Raw genomic sequence first — 16,645 nt, 5'->3', positions numbered from 1 at the left:
TTAAATCCCGTCGGGGCCGGCGTCGGCCTCGGTACCGTAATCGTCTTCATCGTCACCGATGTCACCAACGGAAGGCGGCAGCAGATCCCGCCCTTCAGGCCGCTCGTCGCCAAGCAGAACGATCAGCGGCTCAGCCTCGGCGAGCGGCAGCGGCCAGACAGTCTCTGGCTGATCGTTCCGAAGCGCAACGAAGCTTGCGCCCAGAAGCGCACCATCGATGTCGGTGATCACGCCAATGCGAAACAGCACTCCGGCGGTTGGGACGCCAGGTTCCAGGTCGAGCAGAAGCTGCTCGCGGGGAGTGGCAATTACAATCTTGGCGGTCGGCTCAGTCGGATCGCCCCGCCAGAAACGCATCGGCACACCGCCGATGCTGAACTGGAAATGCTTGCCAGCGTCGATAACGCCCAACCATTCAAACCCTGGCGTGCCAGCAGCTCTCGCGATCTGGAAACAGCCGTAATTGTAAGCGCAGACCCCCAGCGTCCAGTTGTCGTCACCAATCGCAGGGTCGAACCGATCAACTGCGCTGCCACGACCCAAGGCGAGCAATTGCGCGACCTTCACAAGCCGGTCTTCGGTCAGTTCCCGGTGATAATCCCACGGCCGCATAGCACTCCCCTTCGACCGTCTTCATCGGGCAACGGGACGAATTTGTCAACCGCCCCTCATATTGTCAACTGTGATGCGTGACCGAGCAAACGGTAGTGTACTATGCGCGATCCGAAATCGCTTCGGGTAACACGGCCGACGCTATAGCTTCGCCGCATGACGCTGAAGCTGGACCTGCTGACCAAGGGACACCTGCCAGAGAACCTGCCTCCTACGTTCAGGACGTATGAGCTCGGCACCTATCTCGCCGGTCGCAACGAGCTCTTCAGCCGCGGTAAGCCGACACGGGCTGCTACCTACAATGCATCGAAGCGGGGGCTGACGCGGAGGGTCTTCTCCTTTATCCATCCCGGCACCTCGCATGATTTGGCAGAGTTCATTTCCGCCCGTGCAGTGTCGCTAAACCAATTCATTTCGAACAGCACCTTCAGTCTGTCAGCACCCCGGCATACTCCCGATGGAGACCGAGCCGTTGAAATCGCTTCGCATGGCGAACTTGAGGAGCAGCGGCTGCTCCGGCTCGCGAGATACCGTTTCGTGGCACGAACCGACATTTCCAGGTTCTACCATTCGATCTACACGCACTCCGTTCCTTGGGCCATTCACGGCAAGCCCGCGGCCAAGGCGGATCAGCGAGCGAACTCGGGTGCCGTCTATGCCAACCGCCTCGATCAGATCCTGCGCCACGGGCAGGATGGGCAGACCGTCGGCATTCCTGTCGGCCCGGATGCATCCCGCTACGTTGCCGAATTCATCGGCGCGGCAATCGACGCGGAATTTGTCTCGCGGGGTGGTGCCGCAGACTCTACCGTGATCCGCCACGTCGATGACGTGTGGATCGGAGCGGACACCCACGCGGAGGCCGAAGCGGCCTTGTGGCGGTACCGGGAATCGATCCGCGCTTTCGAATTGGACATCAACGAATCCAAGACACGCATCCACTCCGACGACTTCCAGTTTTCCGACAGCTGGCCAACCGACATAGCCGCTAAGATCGAGTTCGCCTTGGCATCACCCGTCCGACGGGTCCCCGAGCGGCTACGTTCCGCTCTTGAGCACGCCTTTTCTATGACCGCGTTGACGTCAGACGACGGGGTGCTGAAGTATACTTTACGGTATCTGGACCGCTCCGTCGTGCCGTCGGATCATTGGACCACGATCGAGCCCTTCTTGATGCGCTCGGTGACCCATTACAGTCATACTGTCGACTACGTCGCCCGCATGCTGGTGTGGCGGCATCTCGCTCGCGGCGATCTGGATGTTGTGCGGTGGGCCCCAGTTCTCCTGGCACTGATTGCACGCCATGGCAGGCTGGGCAACGACGGCGAAGTCTGCTGGGCCACCTACGCCGCGTTGCGCCTGGAGATCAACGTGCCGTTGGACACGGCCAAGGCCGCGATCCTCAACTGCGGAGCGCTGACCGCAGTCGCCATCCTCTCGGCCGCTGAGGCCGGACTTGTCGATCCACAGATCTTCGATTCCGCTTGGACGCTGGTGAATGGAGAAAGCGGCAACGGATCGTTCTGGCCTCTGCTGCTCGAATGGAAGGTCAGGCAGTGGACGCGTCACGCCGAACTCGAGGTGGGAAATGACCTCATCACCGAGCTGATCGCGCAGGGAATTTCCATCTTTGATGCCAGCCGACTTCCACCAGTCTTCGATGACGTGGATTTGGACGAATATTCTGAGGTCGAGCGAGCGATCGAAAAACGCAGCAGCCAATATGACGACGACGATGACGAGGAGGAAGACGATGATGACATTGGCGGTTTCGACGCTTATCCACTCTGATCGGCTTCGGTTAACGGTGCATGGTACTGCTGGTTGGGTCTAAGATGTCGCTGACCGACCGCCTCCCATCCCGTCGGTGGTCATGCTCAGAGTAGGACCAGCTAGGTAGAAGTTGCAGACTTTAGTCCGCAACCGCACTTATCTCCGTTGCCATGCACCACGGTCTGGTTAGCATCCGCCTAGCCGTTGAACACGACTGTTTGCCGTTCTTAACGGCAAGCGTGCATCGTCATTGAGAGCGGCTTGACGATACCGAGCCGCGTGCGTTTCATGGTTGGGGGAGTCGGGGGGAAGCGCAGTGAGGCTGAGTCGGATTGTAATAAAGAACCTACGAGCGATACAGACGCTAGACATCCCAGTCACCGAGGCGGCGACTGTCGTCATCGGTGAGAACAACGCGGGCAAGTCGACACTCCTGCATGGGATACGACTATGCCTCGACGTCACGCTGTCTTCCGCGTTCCGGGCGCTGAGCAAGGAGGACGTACACTGTGGAGTCGACCAGACCCAGCCCTTCCAGGTGCTGGTCGCTGTCGAGTTCACCGGCTTCGCCGGCAATGAGAATGAGGAGGCGCTGCTGCACGGCACTCAGATCGGTCCGGACCGGGCGCGCCTCTTCTACCGCTTCCGTCCGAAGCGCTTGATCCGAGAGGCCATCGCCGCCGAGGAACTCGACCGGCCGCTCACGCTCGACGACTTTGGATGGGAACTGTTCGGTGGCGGGAACCCGGCGGTCGACATAGCGGCGATCGAGTGGTCGCACGAGAACGGTGACTTCGGCGCTACGTCCGTTGGGCTACAGATCCTCCAATCCTACTTGGTCGTGTTCCTGCCGGCGCTGCGCGACGTGGAGGCCGACCTGCAGCAGTTCCGGCGCTCGCCTCTGATGAAGCTGATCGAGGCTAGCGAGGTGGACCCGGTCGAGCAGGCCGCGATCGTAGCCGCGGTCAAGGCCGTCAACGCGCAGATCGAGGGCTCGCCGTCGATCAAGGACCTGGCGGGCTCCATCGATGGCGCGCTGAAGGACATCACCGGCCCGGCGTTCTCTCTCGACGTCGGCCTTGGGCTCTCCGCGCCGACCTTCCACTCGATTATGCGTAACTTGATCATTCTCCTGTCGGGAACGCTCGCCCAAAATGTCGAGCCGCGCCGCAATGGCCTAGGCCTGAACAACATCCTGTTTATCGCGATGCTGATCGAGCAGTTCAGGAAGCGCGCCGCCAACGGCGACGCGGCGGGCGAGCTGATCCTGATCGAGGAGCCCGAGGCGCACCTTCATCCCCAGTTGCAGGGGACACTCATGGACGCGATGCGGCAGCTGCCTTTCCAGGTGATCGCTACCACGCACAGTACTCAGGTGACTGCAGGCGCGCCGCTCTCGTCGTTCGCGGTGCTCTCGCAGCAGCCCAGCGGGGTAGCGATCGCAGCCGTCCCGAGCCGGGCGGCGGGGCTGACGTCCAACGACCGGCAAGACCTGGAGCGATACCTCGACGCGACCAAGTCGAATCTATTGTTTGCCCGGCGCGTGATGCTTGTGGAGGGGCCTGCCGAACTCCTGCTCATCCCGCCACTCGTGAAGCGGGTCATTGGTGTCGATCTCGAGCGCGAAGGCATCTCGGTCGTGGCGATCCATGGCACCCACTTCGGCCCGTTCGCGCGGATGTTCGCGCCCGACTGCATGCCCAAGCGGTGTGCCATCGTCGCCGATGCCGACCGGGTGCCGGGTACCACCGAACCTGATGATGACGTGGTGCCGCCCGAGGACCTGGCCGCGCTGCAGAACGAGTTCGTCCGCGTGTTCGTCGGCGCGACCACGTTCGAGCGCGAGATCACGCTCGACGGGAACGCCGGCATGCTGGCAGCCGCTGCCGGCGATCTCGGCGCTCCGCGGATCAAGGCCAACCTCGAGACAGCCGTCACGTTCGGCGTCACAGAGGAATTGAAGAAAAAGGTTCTGAGGACTGCCATCCGGTTCGGCAAGGCCCGGTTCGCCCAGGCGGCGGCTCGACACGTCGAGCAGGCGGGTCGCCTGCCGCCTTACATCGAGCAAGCGGTAAACTGGCTCAGGCTATGGTGAGCCTGCTCACCAGGGAGCAGCGCGGAGCCGTCGACTGGGCCGGCAACCTCCTGCTCACCGCCTGTCCGGGAAGCGGCAAGACGCGCACCCTGATTGCCAAGCTGGTCAAGGAGATCGAAGGCGTACGCGGCACGCCCAAGTCCATCTGCTGTATCACTTATACGAATACGGCTGTGCAGGAGATCGAGCAGCGCGCCAGCGAACAGCTGCAGGCCGGTGACGAACGCCACATCCACGTCTCGACAATTCACTCGTTCTGCCTGCACTCGGTACTGCGGCCCTTCGCATGGCTTAGGCCTGAACTCGGGGGGGCGCGAAAGGTCCTGACCCGCGACAACCCAGATTTCGAGCCGATCTGCGAATATGCGGCCGCTCGGGTGAACCTGGTAAATTTGCAGCAGTCAGATCTCGAGGCGTTCGAAAGCCTGAGCGTCGACGCTGCCGGCAGAATCATCGGGCTGGCTTCGAGGAACGAGGCAGTCTGCCGCGCGGCATCTCACTTCTGGAGCCGCTGCGCGCAGCTCGGCTATATCGACTTCGGCCAAATAGTCCACGGCGCCTACCTGCTGCTGCGCGATTATTCGCAGATCGCCCGGTCCCTGTGCGCCCGACACCCATGGTTCTTGGTCGACGAATTCCAAGATACCACCGAGCTGCAGGTCGAGATACTCAAGTTGCTGCACGCGACTGGGCGTTCTAGGTTCTTCGCGGTTGGCGACCTGCTCCAGTCCATCTACGGCTTCACCGGCGCACGGCCTGAACTGGTGGCGCCCTTCGGCGCTCACATCGGCGCGCGTGCCGACCTGAGCCTGTCGCTCAACTTTCGTTCGAGCCAGCGCATCGTGAACCATGGGGAGCGGCTCCTACCACGCGTACCACCGATGACGGCTGCCGGCTCGACGCGCGATTGCCCGCTGGAGCCCGTGCTCGTCACAGGCGGCACGGCATTCGAGGCTGTGACGGAACACTTCCTGCCGACGCTCGAGATCAACCGTATCCCGCTCGGCGAATCCGCCATTCTGGCGAAGGACTGGTATTCCCTCATAGCGCTCGCGCGGCTGCTGCGGGACTTTGGCACGCCGATCGTCGGACCAGGCGCGAGGCCTTATAAGCGGTCGCGCCTATTTGCCCAGCTCGCCGAGCAGCTCTGCGGCGCTATCATAGAGCCGTCGCCCGATACGACACGGCAGCTCGAGCGAGCTCTCTTCCACACGGTCCAGGACGCGAGCGGCGAGACCCACCTCGATCTGTTTGGGTTCGGCGGTCGGCGGATTCTGGTCAGGTTGCAGCGCGAGGCTGTCCGGCTCGCCGAGGCAGGCCACGGCGCGCTCGGCTGGCTTGACGCCATGTCGCAGGCCACAGGCGACATCCTCCGGCAGGCCGGGCACGTTGACCAGCTGCAGTCTGGACTGTTCTACGCGTCCGTGCAGGAAATGAAGGCCGATATGGCCCGGCATAAGGTGGACGTCACCAACCTCTCCATCGAGCACCTGGGCCTGTTCGCCAGCCCGACGCGCGCGCTTCGCCTATCAACGATCCACGCCGCAAAGGGCCGGGAATACTCTGCGGTCTGCATCATCGGCATGCGCACGGGCTCTTTCCCCTACTACAATACGACGGACGTCGCGGCGGAGAAGCGACAGTTCTACGTCGCCATCACCAGGGCCGAGCGGTTCTTGATGTATGTTGCCGAACGGGACAGGTGGGGCAATCCTCCAAGTCCGTTTCTCGGCCACGATGGCATCAACATTCTGAACTGAAGTTATTGCCGCCCTTTATAAGCAGCGCTGGCTGGATGAGTGTCCGCTGTTGTGATCGACCCCAAAGCAGAGTCCACGTAGCAATGAGCAGGACAGCCACCCACGATCGTCATGGCTCCAACGCTGGGCGCGGCTTCCGCTATCAGGATGCCGTTGCTGTTTTGCTGGCAGTTCGCGCGTGGGCGGGTGTCGATCAACTGGCGATTATCATCCCGGAAGGGAATGATGATGTCGAACGCAGAAGCGCGGTCGGCAGCACCTTGGTGCAGGTGAAGAGTCGGCGCGAGCATCTTGGAGATCTGCCGTTATCGAATGCGAAGCAGTATCTGAAAGATCTCTGGGATCGTCACGACAAGGTTGCGACAGCCCCCGTCGGGCTCGAACTCGTCATTGAACGCGCTATCATTGGCCATTCCGCCAGACAGGATGGCCGCATCGAGATCGGGGCAACGCTTGAGCGCCAGTTACCTGGGGGAGATCGAGGTCGCCGCCTGCTGGCCAAAACCAGCATCGAAGAGGTCGCCGAGCCGAAGGAGGCTGCGATTGCGCTCATCGTCAATCGAACCGGATGCCTGCCGATCGCCGCGGATATCTGCTTCGCGCAGCTGCTTGGTGAGGTCGGCGCGCTAGCTGATCAGAACGGCCGGTTGCGCCCAGCGGACTATCGCGGTCTCTCGGTTAGCGACACGGAGCGCTCGGTCACGCAGACTCTGGCGGCCGTCGATTCCGCGCAGATCGAGCGCGCGCTGCGAGATGGCGCATGTGAACCAGCCGATTTCCTGACGCCGATCAACGATCCAGAATTCTACCTCGGGGTCGATGTCCAACCCGGCCATGTCGCGGCGGGGTTGGTTATTCCCCGGCTTGGACCGCGCGAGGCTCTGGCACGCGGGCTCGAGGCACGTGGTGCCGCGCTGGTCGCTGGGCCGTCGGGCTCGGGAAAGTCTGCGATCATGTGGGACACGGCCTACGCTCTGCGCCATACGGTGCGCTGGTATCGCTTGCTCAGAGTCGATTCTCGCGACTTGGCTGCCCTGCGCCAGCTGTTTCGTACATTGCGTGTCGGACCGGGCAGTCCGGTAGGATTGGTGGTCGATGACATTGGCCGTCGCGGCGCGGAGGGTTGGGACGTCCTGACGCGCGAGCTTGCCGCCATCCCCGGCGCGCTCCTGCTGGGATCAATCCGGGAAGAGGATTTGTTTCTTCTGGACGGCCGCGCCCGCGCCGCGGAAGTGAGGGCGGAGCCGGATCCTGATTTTGCCAAGCGGCTCTATGACGAGCTCAAACGCATTGGGCGTACCGACTGGTCTGGCTGGCGCGAGCCCTGGACGCGCAGCCAAGGCCTGATCCTGGAATATGTCCATATCCTCAGCGCCGGCCAGCGTTTCGCGGAAACTCTTGCCGATCAAGTAGCAACCCGCGAGCGCGATCCAGGCCGCGCGACGGAGCTGGCAGTCCTCCGGGTTGTCGCGTTTGCCGGCTCAGCAGGGGCGACAGTCGAGGCCGACCGGTTGGCATCGACGCTCGGGGTGGCGGAGGACGATGTCTCGCGCGGGTTGAAGCGCCTGATCGACGAGCATCTCGTTCGTGAGGCTACGCCCGGCCTGCTGTCGGGTCTGCACCAGCTCCGCTCGGCTGAGTTGCTGCGATTGACCCACGATGTGCCCCCACCGACGATCGAAGCGACTTTTGCCCGTACGGTCAACGTGGTCGCGGGTGCTGATCTGGAGCCGCTGGTTGCCGATGCCATCCTCTCGCGAGGCGTTTCGCTTGCCGCAGCCGTCGCGGCCCTTGCCGCGCGCGTGGAGAGCGAGAGAGACATTGATGCGCTAGCAGCAATATTGCGTGGGCTTGGCACAGTTCAGATTGCAGCTGCGGTCGACCGATGGATGGCGATGCCCTCGGTCGCGGTGCTCGCGCGCACGCAAGTCGGTGCCGCCTCGTTCATCGGGATCGGCGGCACGTTGATGCCGGAGATCGGGCAGTTGGGGTTGGCGAACGCAGCGGCAGCCGACCTCATCGCGATCCGAAATGATGCATTGAACGATCCGCGCCAGGCCTTACTGGAGGCGGTGCCGGATGAAGCCTTGTGCGAAATGCTGGCAGGCGCGTCTGAGCCGGGTACCGTGGATCGCTTCCTCGGCGCGCAAGTCGGAATGACCCTCAATCCCAAGATCGAAGCGGTCTTGGATGAGGTGCCGAGCGATATCCTTGGTGGCCCCCTCGAAGCCGTCGCTGGCCTGCTCGGGACCCTGGCCGAGATCGACCGGAACCGAGCGATAGCACTCGTGGACCAGGTCGGCGAAGATGTGCTGGTTGCGCGCGTTCCGCAGGAGGTCGCCTGGGCTACGCCGGTGACCTTCGAGGATGCCGAGGACGGAAGAGTTGCCCGCTGCGACTTCCATTACATATTCGACCCCGACCAGGCTGACACGCACGGGCCCGTGGTCCGGATTTGTGAAGTCGTACTCGCGCTCTCGCCAAGGTCTGACATCGCCGCTTCCGCGGCCCGCGCACCGAATGGCGAGGTCGCTGGCTCCACTATCGTAACGCTTGCCGAAAAGCGTATTTCGCGCGCCAACCTGCCAAGCGCCGCGGTGCCGGCATGGAACCGCCGCTGGCGCGATGCCATCGCGATGCGCGTCGCGAGTCCCACCTATAGTGGCTATCTGGCGCAGACCGTCGCGATGCTCGATCGCCTGGCACCCGCCTTAGAACAAATACTCGATCCGGTTCTCCGTGGCCGGAACTTCCCGGAGAGATCGCTCGGTCACCTGGGTACTGTCCATGATGCCGCTCGCGACCTGACCCCCCCCGCAATCGCAGTCGCCGACGCAACTGGCGCTGGTCCGACCGAATTCAACAATGCCGTGACCAAGCTGCAGAACGTCCTGTTGGGCGCAAGCGCCGACGCCCTCAGGCGGTTTATCCACCTCCCCGACGGCGTGGGGGCTTACATCGGCTGGATGGGCGGTCTGCTCGAGGATTTGAACAAGGCGGAGCGCGAAGAGCCCTGGGGGCTGGTCGGAGGCGTGCCACCCTCGCTGTCGGGTGTGCGGGCTGCGCTGGCTGCGATGCGTGCGATTGCTGGAGAGCTCGCCGAGGACAAGGTTGCGCCGATGGCGCGGTGGCCTTCCGTCGTAAAGCAGGCGCGGCCCGGCAACGCCTTGCGCATGGCCGGTATGACCGTCGCGAACCGCGCGGGCGCCGCGCGCACGAAGCTGGGCGTGGAGCTGCGGGACGACCTTTCCGGAGCCGGCATTGATGCTGAGGTGCGCGTGTTCGAGGACGAGGACGCAATCCTTCCCTGGCCGCCGAGCAAGGTGCTGGTGATGGTGCCGATCCCGAACTTTGCCGAAGCCGGAATTTTCCTGATAGCCACAGCCACCGCGCGTGCGCTCCTGCCCGAGACGATCCGGTTGACCGTGATGCCGACAGTAGAGGGACTTGCCGTACCTTCGCTCGCTCAGTCGGGCTTCTCCACCTTGCTCCCCCTGCCGGACGAGGCAAACGCGTTCATCGCACAGCTCGGCATCCCGGCCTTTAGCAGCGAGCTGTGGCCAATGTTCGATCGTGCGGCCGCGATGGCTTCGGCATTGCAGTCGATGGATCGCCTGTCGCTCGGTACTGCAAACCGCCCTGAGGTAGAGATCCGGGCTAGAGCCCGGTTCGAGGTCGAATTTACGCAGTCGAGATCAGCGCTGGCGGATGCACTTGCGCCTGTTGCCCCGAACCTCGGCCCCGTTGCCGCTGATTTGCTGGACCGCGTCCGCAGCGGTGCGGCAGACTATGCCGACGCGGTCCATGAAGCCCAACATGGCGGCAACCCGGCAATTCTCGAGGAGATTGCCGCGCTACGTTTTGGCCTTGAGCAAGCGGAGTTCGATCACGGTTCCTAGGGGCATGAGTGCAGCAGGTCCTCCGGCAGCAGATGAAGCGCGGGCTTGAGTGCGCGCTGTGGAATCTTTTTGAGCAGGACATGCGCAGGACCCGCCGGCCCGCTGATCTCGAAGGCATAGTCGACGCTGGCAGCAAGCTCATCGACCCTGGCATGGCTCTTCCATCTGGCCCGCTTTGCTGCACTCTCTTTGACCCAGCGCTGCCCGGGGGCATAGACGACGCAGCCCAGGCGATGGTCAGCCTCCGTGCGATCGCGATCAAATGCACAGCTGATCGCATTGTTCATGTGCGTAACCAATCCGGATCGAGCATTGGGGCCGTACCAGCCGAGCTTAAATTCGATAAGCCAGTTGACCGCCCAGTTCTTACTGGCCAACCACAAATCGCAGCGGCCGGCTCGGACACGGCCCTCGGGCAATCGCCGATTGTCCTCGGTAAACTCAGGAAGCGCAAAGTGACCCGCGCGTCCCGCAGCAGCAACGAGGAAGCCGACCGTCGCGGTCTCGTTGTAACGAAAGGGATCGAAGCCATTCCCATCCTCGAAAAGGTGGTCACGCATGTCACTCGCTGCTTGCAGCCAGCTTCGGCAAAACCTCCCCTCATGGGTGCTGAGCTTGCCGGAGATATGCCTCAAACCCATCACAACCCTTGACGTTTTAGATAACAATCTTGGCAGTACACCAATCACTTTACCAACCAAATGGAATATGAATTAAAGGTGTAGACCACCGCAGCGGCCAACAAAAGCTCTTTCGGACTGCCTTCCTGGAAGCAGTTTTTCGCAAACGCCCGAGCTTAGTTACTCCCCGATTGCTCCCTGAGGCACTTTGGATGACCGGTTTGTTCGAAGGCAGACGTTTGTGCCTGAGCTCACGAACGGCCGGTTTGTCCCAATTTCGCCATTCTAGCGCCGCTTTAGGGCGTTCGCGAACCGATGAATGAGTGTCCGTAGTTGAGAAGCGCAAGGAGGGCGCTGAGCGTTCAAAATTGGGTCGTGCCTGCGCGATCGAAGCGGACGGTCGATAAAGGATGCGGGCCGGCAGCTAAGCGCCCACACTCGGTCGTGCGACGTGCGCACTCCTGAAAGCGGTCACTCCCCGTGGCGCAGACCCCGCGTTTTCATTCGGCAGCTCGCTCCACGTAGGCCGCGAACATATCTGCCATCGCATCCGCCTAGCGGGCAATATCTTCGTCGCTTCGTGGCGTCTCTGAAAAGGCGCTGCCGACCTGCGTCAGGGTCGCTTCGATCAGATCGGCGACAAGTTCTACAGTTGGCGACTCTGCGCGAGGCAAGGTCTCGCGAATGAAGTCGTGAATGATCTGCGAACTACCGGCGCGAATCTCTTCGACCTCAGGGGCGTCGCGGTAGAGGGGCGCCGCATCGCCAAGCGCTATACGGACCTCCGCCTCCTCGCATTCCGAGCGCAAAAAGGCGTGCGTCAGACGTCGCAGTCGCTCCAGCGGCGGGCGGGCACGATCCGTCAGGATGGTGTTCAGCAGTTCGCCCGTCTGTCGCCATTCATCGCTCTGTAGGCGGAACAGGATCGCCGCTTTGTTCGGGAAATACTGGTAAAGCGACCCGACACCGACTCCGGCGCGTTCTGCCACGCGCGCTGTCGTGAATCGGGCGGCACCCTCAGTCCGCAAAACCTGAACAGCGGCGTCCAGAACTGCCGCGATCAGGTCGTTGGCGCGCGCCTGCTTCGGCTGCTTTCGCGAGGAAATCTGTGGGCTTGGGCGTTGGGCCACGAGCTGCTCCGGGAATGCGATTAGCGAACCTGACGAACTAGTCGTATTTTTTCGTCAAGGGCAAGCAAGCTGCTTTGCTCGTCGGAGACTTAGGATGAACACGCTTTCCAGCCCCAATGTGGCGCTGCTGCTCGACCGCTTGTTTGTCGAGGCTGATGCAGTGTCGCCGCTTGCCAGCCCCGCCTTCGCAGCACTGTCCTCGGAAGAGCGCACCCGCCTGATGCGAAGCAAGGAGGATTATCGCGATCTCTACACCAGCCTCAAGGATTTCGCCCTTCCGGTTTCGCGCGCAACGGGCCAGTTGCTCTACATCCTGGCGCGGGCAACCCAGGCGCGATCGATCGTCGAGTTCGGAACCTCGTTCGGCCTCTCGACGCTGCACCTGGCGGCAGCGCTCCGCGACAATGGCGGCGGCCGCCTGATCACCAGCGAGTTCGAGCCTTCGAAGGTGGCGATCGCCAAGGCCAATATCGCTGCGGCCAGCCTGTCCGATCTTGTCGAAGTGCGCGAAGGCGACGCGCTCGAGACGTTCAAGGTCGACCTACCGGAGACGATCGACCTGCTGCTCCTCGATGGAGCCAAGTCACTCTACAGCGACGTCCTGGCGCTCGTCGAAGACCGCCTGCGTCCGGGCGCGGTGATTGTGGCCGACAATGCGGACTATTGTCCCGACTATCTGGAGCAGGTCGGCTCGGTGGCCAATGGCTATTTCACCATGGGGTTTACCGACGACGTCGAACTATCGGTCCGGCTGTAGAGCCGATCGACAATAGGAATATCATCATGATCGTCATCACCGCACCTACCAGCCAGATCGGCAGCCAGCTCGTAGATGATTTGCTCGCTGCCAATGCCACCCTGCGTCTCGTCGCGCGCGACATCGGCAAGGTGCCCGAACAGGTCCGCGCCCGCGTCGAGTTGGTCGAAGGATCGCATGGCGACCCGTCGGTCATCGACCGTGCCCTCGCCGGTGCCGATGCTCTTTTCTGGCTTGCGCCGCCGGCCTGGCAGCAAACGCTCGAGCAAGCCTATCTTGAGTTCACGCGCCCGGCGGCAGCGGCGATCCGCCGCCACGCGGTGCCGCGGGTCGTTTCCATCACCGCGCTGGGTCGTGGCACCGAGTGGCAGGACAGTGCTGGTCCGGTGACGGCCTCGATAGCGATGGACGATATGCTGATGGCGAGCGGCAGCGCCTTTCGCGGCCTGGCCATGCCGTCCTTCATGGAGAATACCGCCCGGCAAATCAGCGTGATGAAGGACAAAGGCGTGTTCTTCGGGCCGATCGATCCCGACCATTCGCTGCGGTTTACCGCCACGCGGGACATGGCGACCGCGGCGGCGCAGCTGCTCTGCGACAACGGGTGGCAAGGTCAGGAAGACGTGCCTGTGCTCGGCCCGGGCGATCTGTCCTTTAACGATCAGGCCGCTATCATATCGGAAGTAGCGGCCCGCCCAATGCGCTACCAGCAGATCGGCTATGACCAGTTCAAGCAGCAGTTCCTCGATCGCGGCGCCAGCGAGTCAGTCGCCCAAGGCTATGTCGACATGTATCGCGCCAAGGACGCGGGGATCGACAACGTCGCGGCGCGCCAACTGGAGAATACCGGTACGACCAGCTTCCGGCATTTTTGCGAGCGGGTAATCAAGCCAGCCCTGCTCTAAGGTTTGCCGCGGGCCTGTTCTCTCGGGAATTTCGGTTCGCCAGCTTACAGCGGCTTGTCGATCTCGATCACCTCGAGCGGCTTGTCCAATGTACCCGTGCTGATGAACAGACGCTCCACACCCACATCAGTCGCCCACGCTATGCCGACCGCTTCGGCCTGTTCGATGGTTTCGAAATCGGGGCCGTCAACAATCGACACGGAGTCACCGTCATCAGACTCAACACACAATGCTGACGCAGTCAGCTTGAAGGTTGATCCGGGAAGCTCCTCAACACGGATGCAGTCAGCATCAACTGACGCCTGTTTGCCAACGGGTAGTCTGACGATCTCCATTGCACACTCCTGATCCACGGTGGCCAATGCCGCCCAAACGCCGTTCGGTCTGTCTAACATGCTGGGGGTGCGGCACCATCATCCTGTTCGATATGAATGTCGGCTCACTACGGCAGGACCGCTCGGCGACAGATATGAACCAGCGCGGTCACCGGCTTCGGTGGTCTGCATCTTCCTGTGCCGTCAGTCCGCTGTTTGCGATCTTGCCTGCCCGGTCTAGAAGGCGAAATGCCCAAATCAGCGCACTCGCATCATGTCCTCCCGATCCTGCTCGCCCTTGTGGGCGTCTTCAGTTTCGGCACACCGTGCTTTGCCCAATCAACCGCATCACCAACGCCCATGGTCGCCCGTCCTGCGCCGGGCGCAACGGAAGACACGATTCGTCTGACCGACGCGGAGCGGAATACGATCTTGGGCAACAACACTGTGGAGAGTGCCGCCACAGCTCGTGGAGAGCAGGGCATGTCGTTGAGCGGCGGGCGGGCCATTCACGGCGAGATGGGCGTCATGCTCGGCGCTAACGGTGCGCGCGGCGTCTACGGGATCGCTGAGGTTCCACTGGGCGACAACGCGGGGGCTGTGGTGTCTTTTGAAAGCAGCCGCTTCGGTCGGGTGCGTCGTTAGTCCTGGTTGGAGAGTGCGCCGACTTCGTGCAGGCCGCTGTCCACTTCGCTGACGTACAGCAAACGACCGCTCAACTGATTTTAGCGACCAACTTCAAAATGCCGCAGCTGCTCGGTCCAGCTGGTGGGCAGGTCAGCGGTAAACGCCAACCGTTTGGCATCCAGGGTAGCGGGCTGGCGACCAGCTAACACATCGTCGATGATTGAGGGTGCCAGAAACGCCAGCCGGACGACGCGGGTAACGTAGGATTTCACGACCCCCTCGGCTTGTGCCAGTTCTTGGACGGTGATCTCACCGCGTTGAAGCTGCGCCCACCAGCGCTGCGCCTTGACCAGAAGCTTGATCATCGAGGCGTCAGGTGGTGCGGCTGCGATAGCGCGACCATCGTTCTGCACAATCCGAAGCCTGTGGCCTGTCCGCGTCAGCCGTGTCGGGCAGGTGAGCAGCAAGGTAGCCTCCGCCTCAGCGCTCGTTGCCACCGACAGGTGTTTCGCCATCGCCGCGGTCACGAGTTCGATCTGCAGCATGGTGGGATGCACGATGACCTTCGCGACGAGCGCGCGCAGCAGTTCAGGATCGCGGCGACATATTGCCACCGCAGTGGCACCTGCCGCGCTGAAGATGCGCTCGACGTCGGCTGACGCGAGCGGGATCGACGCGCGTGCCATAAGCGCGATCGGATCGTCGAACGCGGCCGCGAGAGCTTCGACGGTTGCGGTTTCGATCTCACGTGCCGGGATACGTAGCGCCTTGCTGTCGCTAACGCCGTGGTGCGTCGAGTGGCTGACGTAATAACGGTAGCGTACCTTGCCCTTGCAGGCGTGCGCCGCGATCAGCTTCTCGCCGGTATCGTCGACGATCAAGCCTGCAAGCAGGCTGCCGCTCGCCGTGTTCGCAGCTCGACGCAGACCCGGCACATGACCAGCGAGCAGGGTTTGTGTCGCGTCCCACACCTCCTGACCGATGATGGCCTTGTGCAATCCCTTGTGACGTTGATCACGGTGCGGGATGTCACCGACATAGATCGGGTTCTTGAGGATGGCGTAGATCTGCCCGCGGCTGAACGCGCATCCACCAAAGTCGCGGCCGTTGGCCATGCGCCGCACAGGCGTGTGGATCCGCTCGGCCGTGAGCTGGTCGACCACGAGCCGGACGTTGCCGAGATCCAGGTAGCGTCGGTAGATATCGCGGACGATGTCGGCATGGGGATCCACGATCTCCAGTGTGCGTCCGTCAGGCCGGTAGCCAAGTGGCGGGACGCCGCCCATCCACATGCCCTTTGCCTTGGAGGCAGCGATCTTGTCGCGGATGCGCTCGGCGGTCACCTCGCGCTCGAACTGCGCAAAGCTCAGCAGCATGTTGAGCGTTAGCCGCCCCATACTGGTGGTGGTGTTGAACGACTGGGTGATCGAGACGAACGATACGCCGGCCTTGTCGAACACCTCGACCAGCTTGGCAAAGTCGAGCAGCGAGCGGGTCAGCCGATCGACCTTGTAGACAACGATGATGTCGACACGACCAGCGGCAATGTCGGCGAGCAGCCGCTGCAGAGCAGGGCGCTCCAGCGACCCGCCCGACAGGCCACCATCGTCATAGATGTCGGGCAGGGCACTCCAGCCTTCGCTGGCCTGGCTCAGCACGTAGGCGGCACAGGCCTCACGCTGTGCGTCGAGCGAGTTGAACGCCTGCTCCAGTCCTTCCTCGCTCGACTTGCGGGTATAGATCGCACAGCGCACCCGGTTCATGCCGCCAGCCTCTTCTTCAGGCCGAAGAATGCCGGACCCGACCAGCGCGTGCCGGTGATCTCGCGCGCGACCTCCGACAGCGAGCGCCACTCGCGATCGTTCCAGCGGATCACGCCGTCCTCGCCGATCGTCACGATATGCGCAGTCCCGTTCCATTCACGGATCAGCCGGGTGCCGGGCCTGGCTGCCTGGGTCACGGTCTTGGCGCTCCCGAGCTGGGTGAGCCGCTGCTGACTGACACGCGAGAGGCCGCCCAGCGCCTGCGCCTGCAGCTCGTACCCGAGCGCCAGCCGCAACATGCTCGGGCTGACCAGCGGCACAGGCGATGCTTTCAACGCACGCCACTCATCACGCAGTTGCGCCGACGACATCGTCGTCAGCGCAACCATC

The 16,645-nt window shown here is 62.7% G+C and carries 13 protein-coding genes; 7 read left to right on the top strand and 6 right to left on the bottom strand.

Annotation, left to right across the window (positions count from 1 at the left end; all coding sequences use genetic code 11):
* Positions 1–612, bottom strand: a complete 612-nt coding sequence (locus NV382_RS09775) for a hypothetical protein (RefSeq protein WP_260596567.1) — start codon at positions 610–612, stop codon at positions 1–3.
* 156 nt (positions 613–768) lie between these two features.
* Between NV382_RS09775 and NV382_RS09770 the strand changes: the two genes are divergently transcribed.
* The 4 genes from NV382_RS09770 (at position 769) to NV382_RS09755 (ending at position 10,139) form a co-directional block, all read left to right on the top strand.
* Complete coding sequence (locus NV382_RS09770) at positions 769–2,403, top strand: RNA-directed DNA polymerase (protein ID WP_260596566.1); 1,635 nt, start codon at positions 769–771, stop codon at positions 2,401–2,403.
* Positions 2,404–2,701: 298 nt separating this feature from the next.
* Positions 2,702–4,480 (top strand): ATP-dependent nuclease, encoded by a 1,779-nt coding sequence (locus NV382_RS09765; RefSeq protein WP_260596565.1) that lies wholly within the window; start codon positions 2,702–2,704, stop codon positions 4,478–4,480.
* Complete coding sequence (locus tag NV382_RS09760) at positions 4,477–6,240, top strand: UvrD-helicase domain-containing protein (RefSeq protein WP_260596564.1); 1,764 nt, start codon at positions 4,477–4,479, stop codon at positions 6,238–6,240. The genes NV382_RS09765 and NV382_RS09760 overlap by 4 nt, the downstream gene beginning before the upstream one ends.
* Positions 6,241–6,323: 83 nt before the next feature.
* The gene (locus tag NV382_RS09755) at positions 6,324–10,139 is read left to right on the top strand and encodes a DUF4297 domain-containing protein (protein ID WP_260596563.1); all 3,816 of its coding nucleotides are present in this window, start codon (positions 6,324–6,326) and stop codon (positions 10,137–10,139) included.
* Here NV382_RS09755 and NV382_RS09750 read toward each other — a convergent pair.
* Both NV382_RS09750 and NV382_RS09745 read right to left on the bottom strand, forming a co-directional pair.
* Entirely contained in the window at positions 10,136–10,699 is a 564-nt protein-coding gene (locus tag NV382_RS09750; protein WP_260596562.1) for a hypothetical protein, read from the bottom strand. The two genes, NV382_RS09755 and NV382_RS09750, sit on opposite strands and share 4 nt — an antisense overlap.
* Positions 10,700–11,313: 614 nt before the next feature.
* Positions 11,314–11,889, bottom strand: coding sequence for a TetR/AcrR family transcriptional regulator (locus tag NV382_RS09745; protein ID WP_260596561.1), 576 nt, complete (start codon positions 11,887–11,889; stop codon positions 11,314–11,316).
* A gap of 94 nt (positions 11,890–11,983) precedes the next feature.
* Here NV382_RS09745 and NV382_RS09740 point away from each other — a divergent pair, with 94 nt between their 5' ends.
* Both NV382_RS09740 and NV382_RS09735 read left to right on the top strand, forming a co-directional pair.
* Positions 11,984–12,646 carry an O-methyltransferase gene (locus NV382_RS09740; RefSeq protein WP_260596560.1) on the top strand — a complete coding sequence of 221 codons (663 nt, stop codon included), beginning with the start codon at positions 11,984–11,986 and terminating at the stop codon, positions 12,644–12,646.
* Positions 12,647–12,672: 26 nt separating this feature from the next.
* Complete coding sequence (locus NV382_RS09735) at positions 12,673–13,551, top strand: NAD(P)H-binding protein (protein WP_260596559.1); 879 nt, start codon at positions 12,673–12,675, stop codon at positions 13,549–13,551.
* A 44-nt stretch (positions 13,552–13,595) separates the two neighbouring features.
* Here NV382_RS09735 and NV382_RS09730 read toward each other — a convergent pair whose 3' ends face one another.
* Positions 13,596–13,886, bottom strand: coding sequence for a hypothetical protein (locus NV382_RS09730; RefSeq protein WP_260596558.1), 291 nt, complete (start codon positions 13,884–13,886; stop codon positions 13,596–13,598).
* Between the two features lie 228 nt (positions 13,887–14,114).
* Here NV382_RS09730 and NV382_RS09725 point away from each other — a divergent pair, with 228 nt between their 5' ends.
* Positions 14,115–14,510, top strand: a complete 396-nt coding sequence (locus NV382_RS09725) for a hypothetical protein (RefSeq protein WP_260596557.1) — start codon at positions 14,115–14,117, stop codon at positions 14,508–14,510.
* 80 nt (positions 14,511–14,590) lie between these two features.
* Here the strand turns inward: NV382_RS09725 and NV382_RS09720 are convergent, their stop codons facing one another.
* Together NV382_RS09720 and NV382_RS09715 are read right to left on the bottom strand one after the other, a co-directional pair.
* Complete coding sequence (locus tag NV382_RS09720; protein WP_260596556.1) at positions 14,591–16,255, bottom strand: recombinase family protein; 1,665 nt, start codon at positions 16,253–16,255, stop codon at positions 14,591–14,593.
* Positions 16,252–16,644 carry a DUF2924 domain-containing protein gene (locus NV382_RS09715; RefSeq protein WP_260596555.1) on the bottom strand — a complete coding sequence of 131 codons (393 nt, stop codon included), beginning with the start codon at positions 16,642–16,644 and terminating at the stop codon, positions 16,252–16,254. The genes NV382_RS09720 and NV382_RS09715 overlap by 4 nt, the downstream gene beginning before the upstream one ends.
* Position 16,645 lies beyond the last annotated feature (1 nt).

Source organism: Sphingomonas endolithica (assembly GCF_025231525.1).
Lineage (GTDB): Bacteria > Pseudomonadota > Alphaproteobacteria > Sphingomonadales > Sphingomonadaceae > Sphingomonas > Sphingomonas endolithica.
The sequence above is the reverse complement of the archived record's forward strand: the minus strand, read 5'-3'. Positions and strand labels throughout refer to the sequence as shown.

Bases quoted from the DNA above. Each gene is read 5' to 3' on its own strand.
- NV382_RS09775 (WP_260596567.1), bottom strand. From the start codon at position 612: ATGCGGCCGTGGGATTATCACCGGGAACTGACCGAAGACCGGCTTGTG.
- NV382_RS09770 (WP_260596566.1), top strand. From the start codon at position 769: ATGACGCTGAAGCTGGACCTGCTGACCAAGGGACACCTGCCAGAGAAC.
- NV382_RS09755 (WP_260596563.1), top strand. From the start codon at position 6,324: ATGAGCAGGACAGCCACCCACGATCGTCATGGCTCCAACGCTGGGCGC.
- NV382_RS09750 (WP_260596562.1), bottom strand. From the start codon at position 10,699: ATGCGTGACCACCTTTTCGAGGATGGGAATGGCTTCGATCCCTTTCGT.
- NV382_RS09740 (WP_260596560.1), top strand. From the start codon at position 11,984: ATGAACACGCTTTCCAGCCCCAATGTGGCGCTGCTGCTCGACCGCTTG.
- NV382_RS09735 (WP_260596559.1), top strand. From the start codon at position 12,673: ATGATCGTCATCACCGCACCTACCAGCCAGATCGGCAGCCAGCTCGTA.
- NV382_RS09730 (WP_260596558.1), bottom strand. From the start codon at position 13,886: ATGGAGATCGTCAGACTACCCGTTGGCAAACAGGCGTCAGTTGATGCT.
- NV382_RS09725 (WP_260596557.1), top strand. From the start codon at position 14,115: ATGCCCAAATCAGCGCACTCGCATCATGTCCTCCCGATCCTGCTCGCC.
- NV382_RS09720 (WP_260596556.1), bottom strand. From the start codon at position 16,255: ATGAACCGGGTGCGCTGTGCGATCTATACCCGCAAGTCGAGCGAGGAA.
- NV382_RS09715 (WP_260596555.1), bottom strand. From the start codon at position 16,644: ATGGTTGCGCTGACGACGATGTCGTCGGCGCAACTGCGTGATGAGTGG.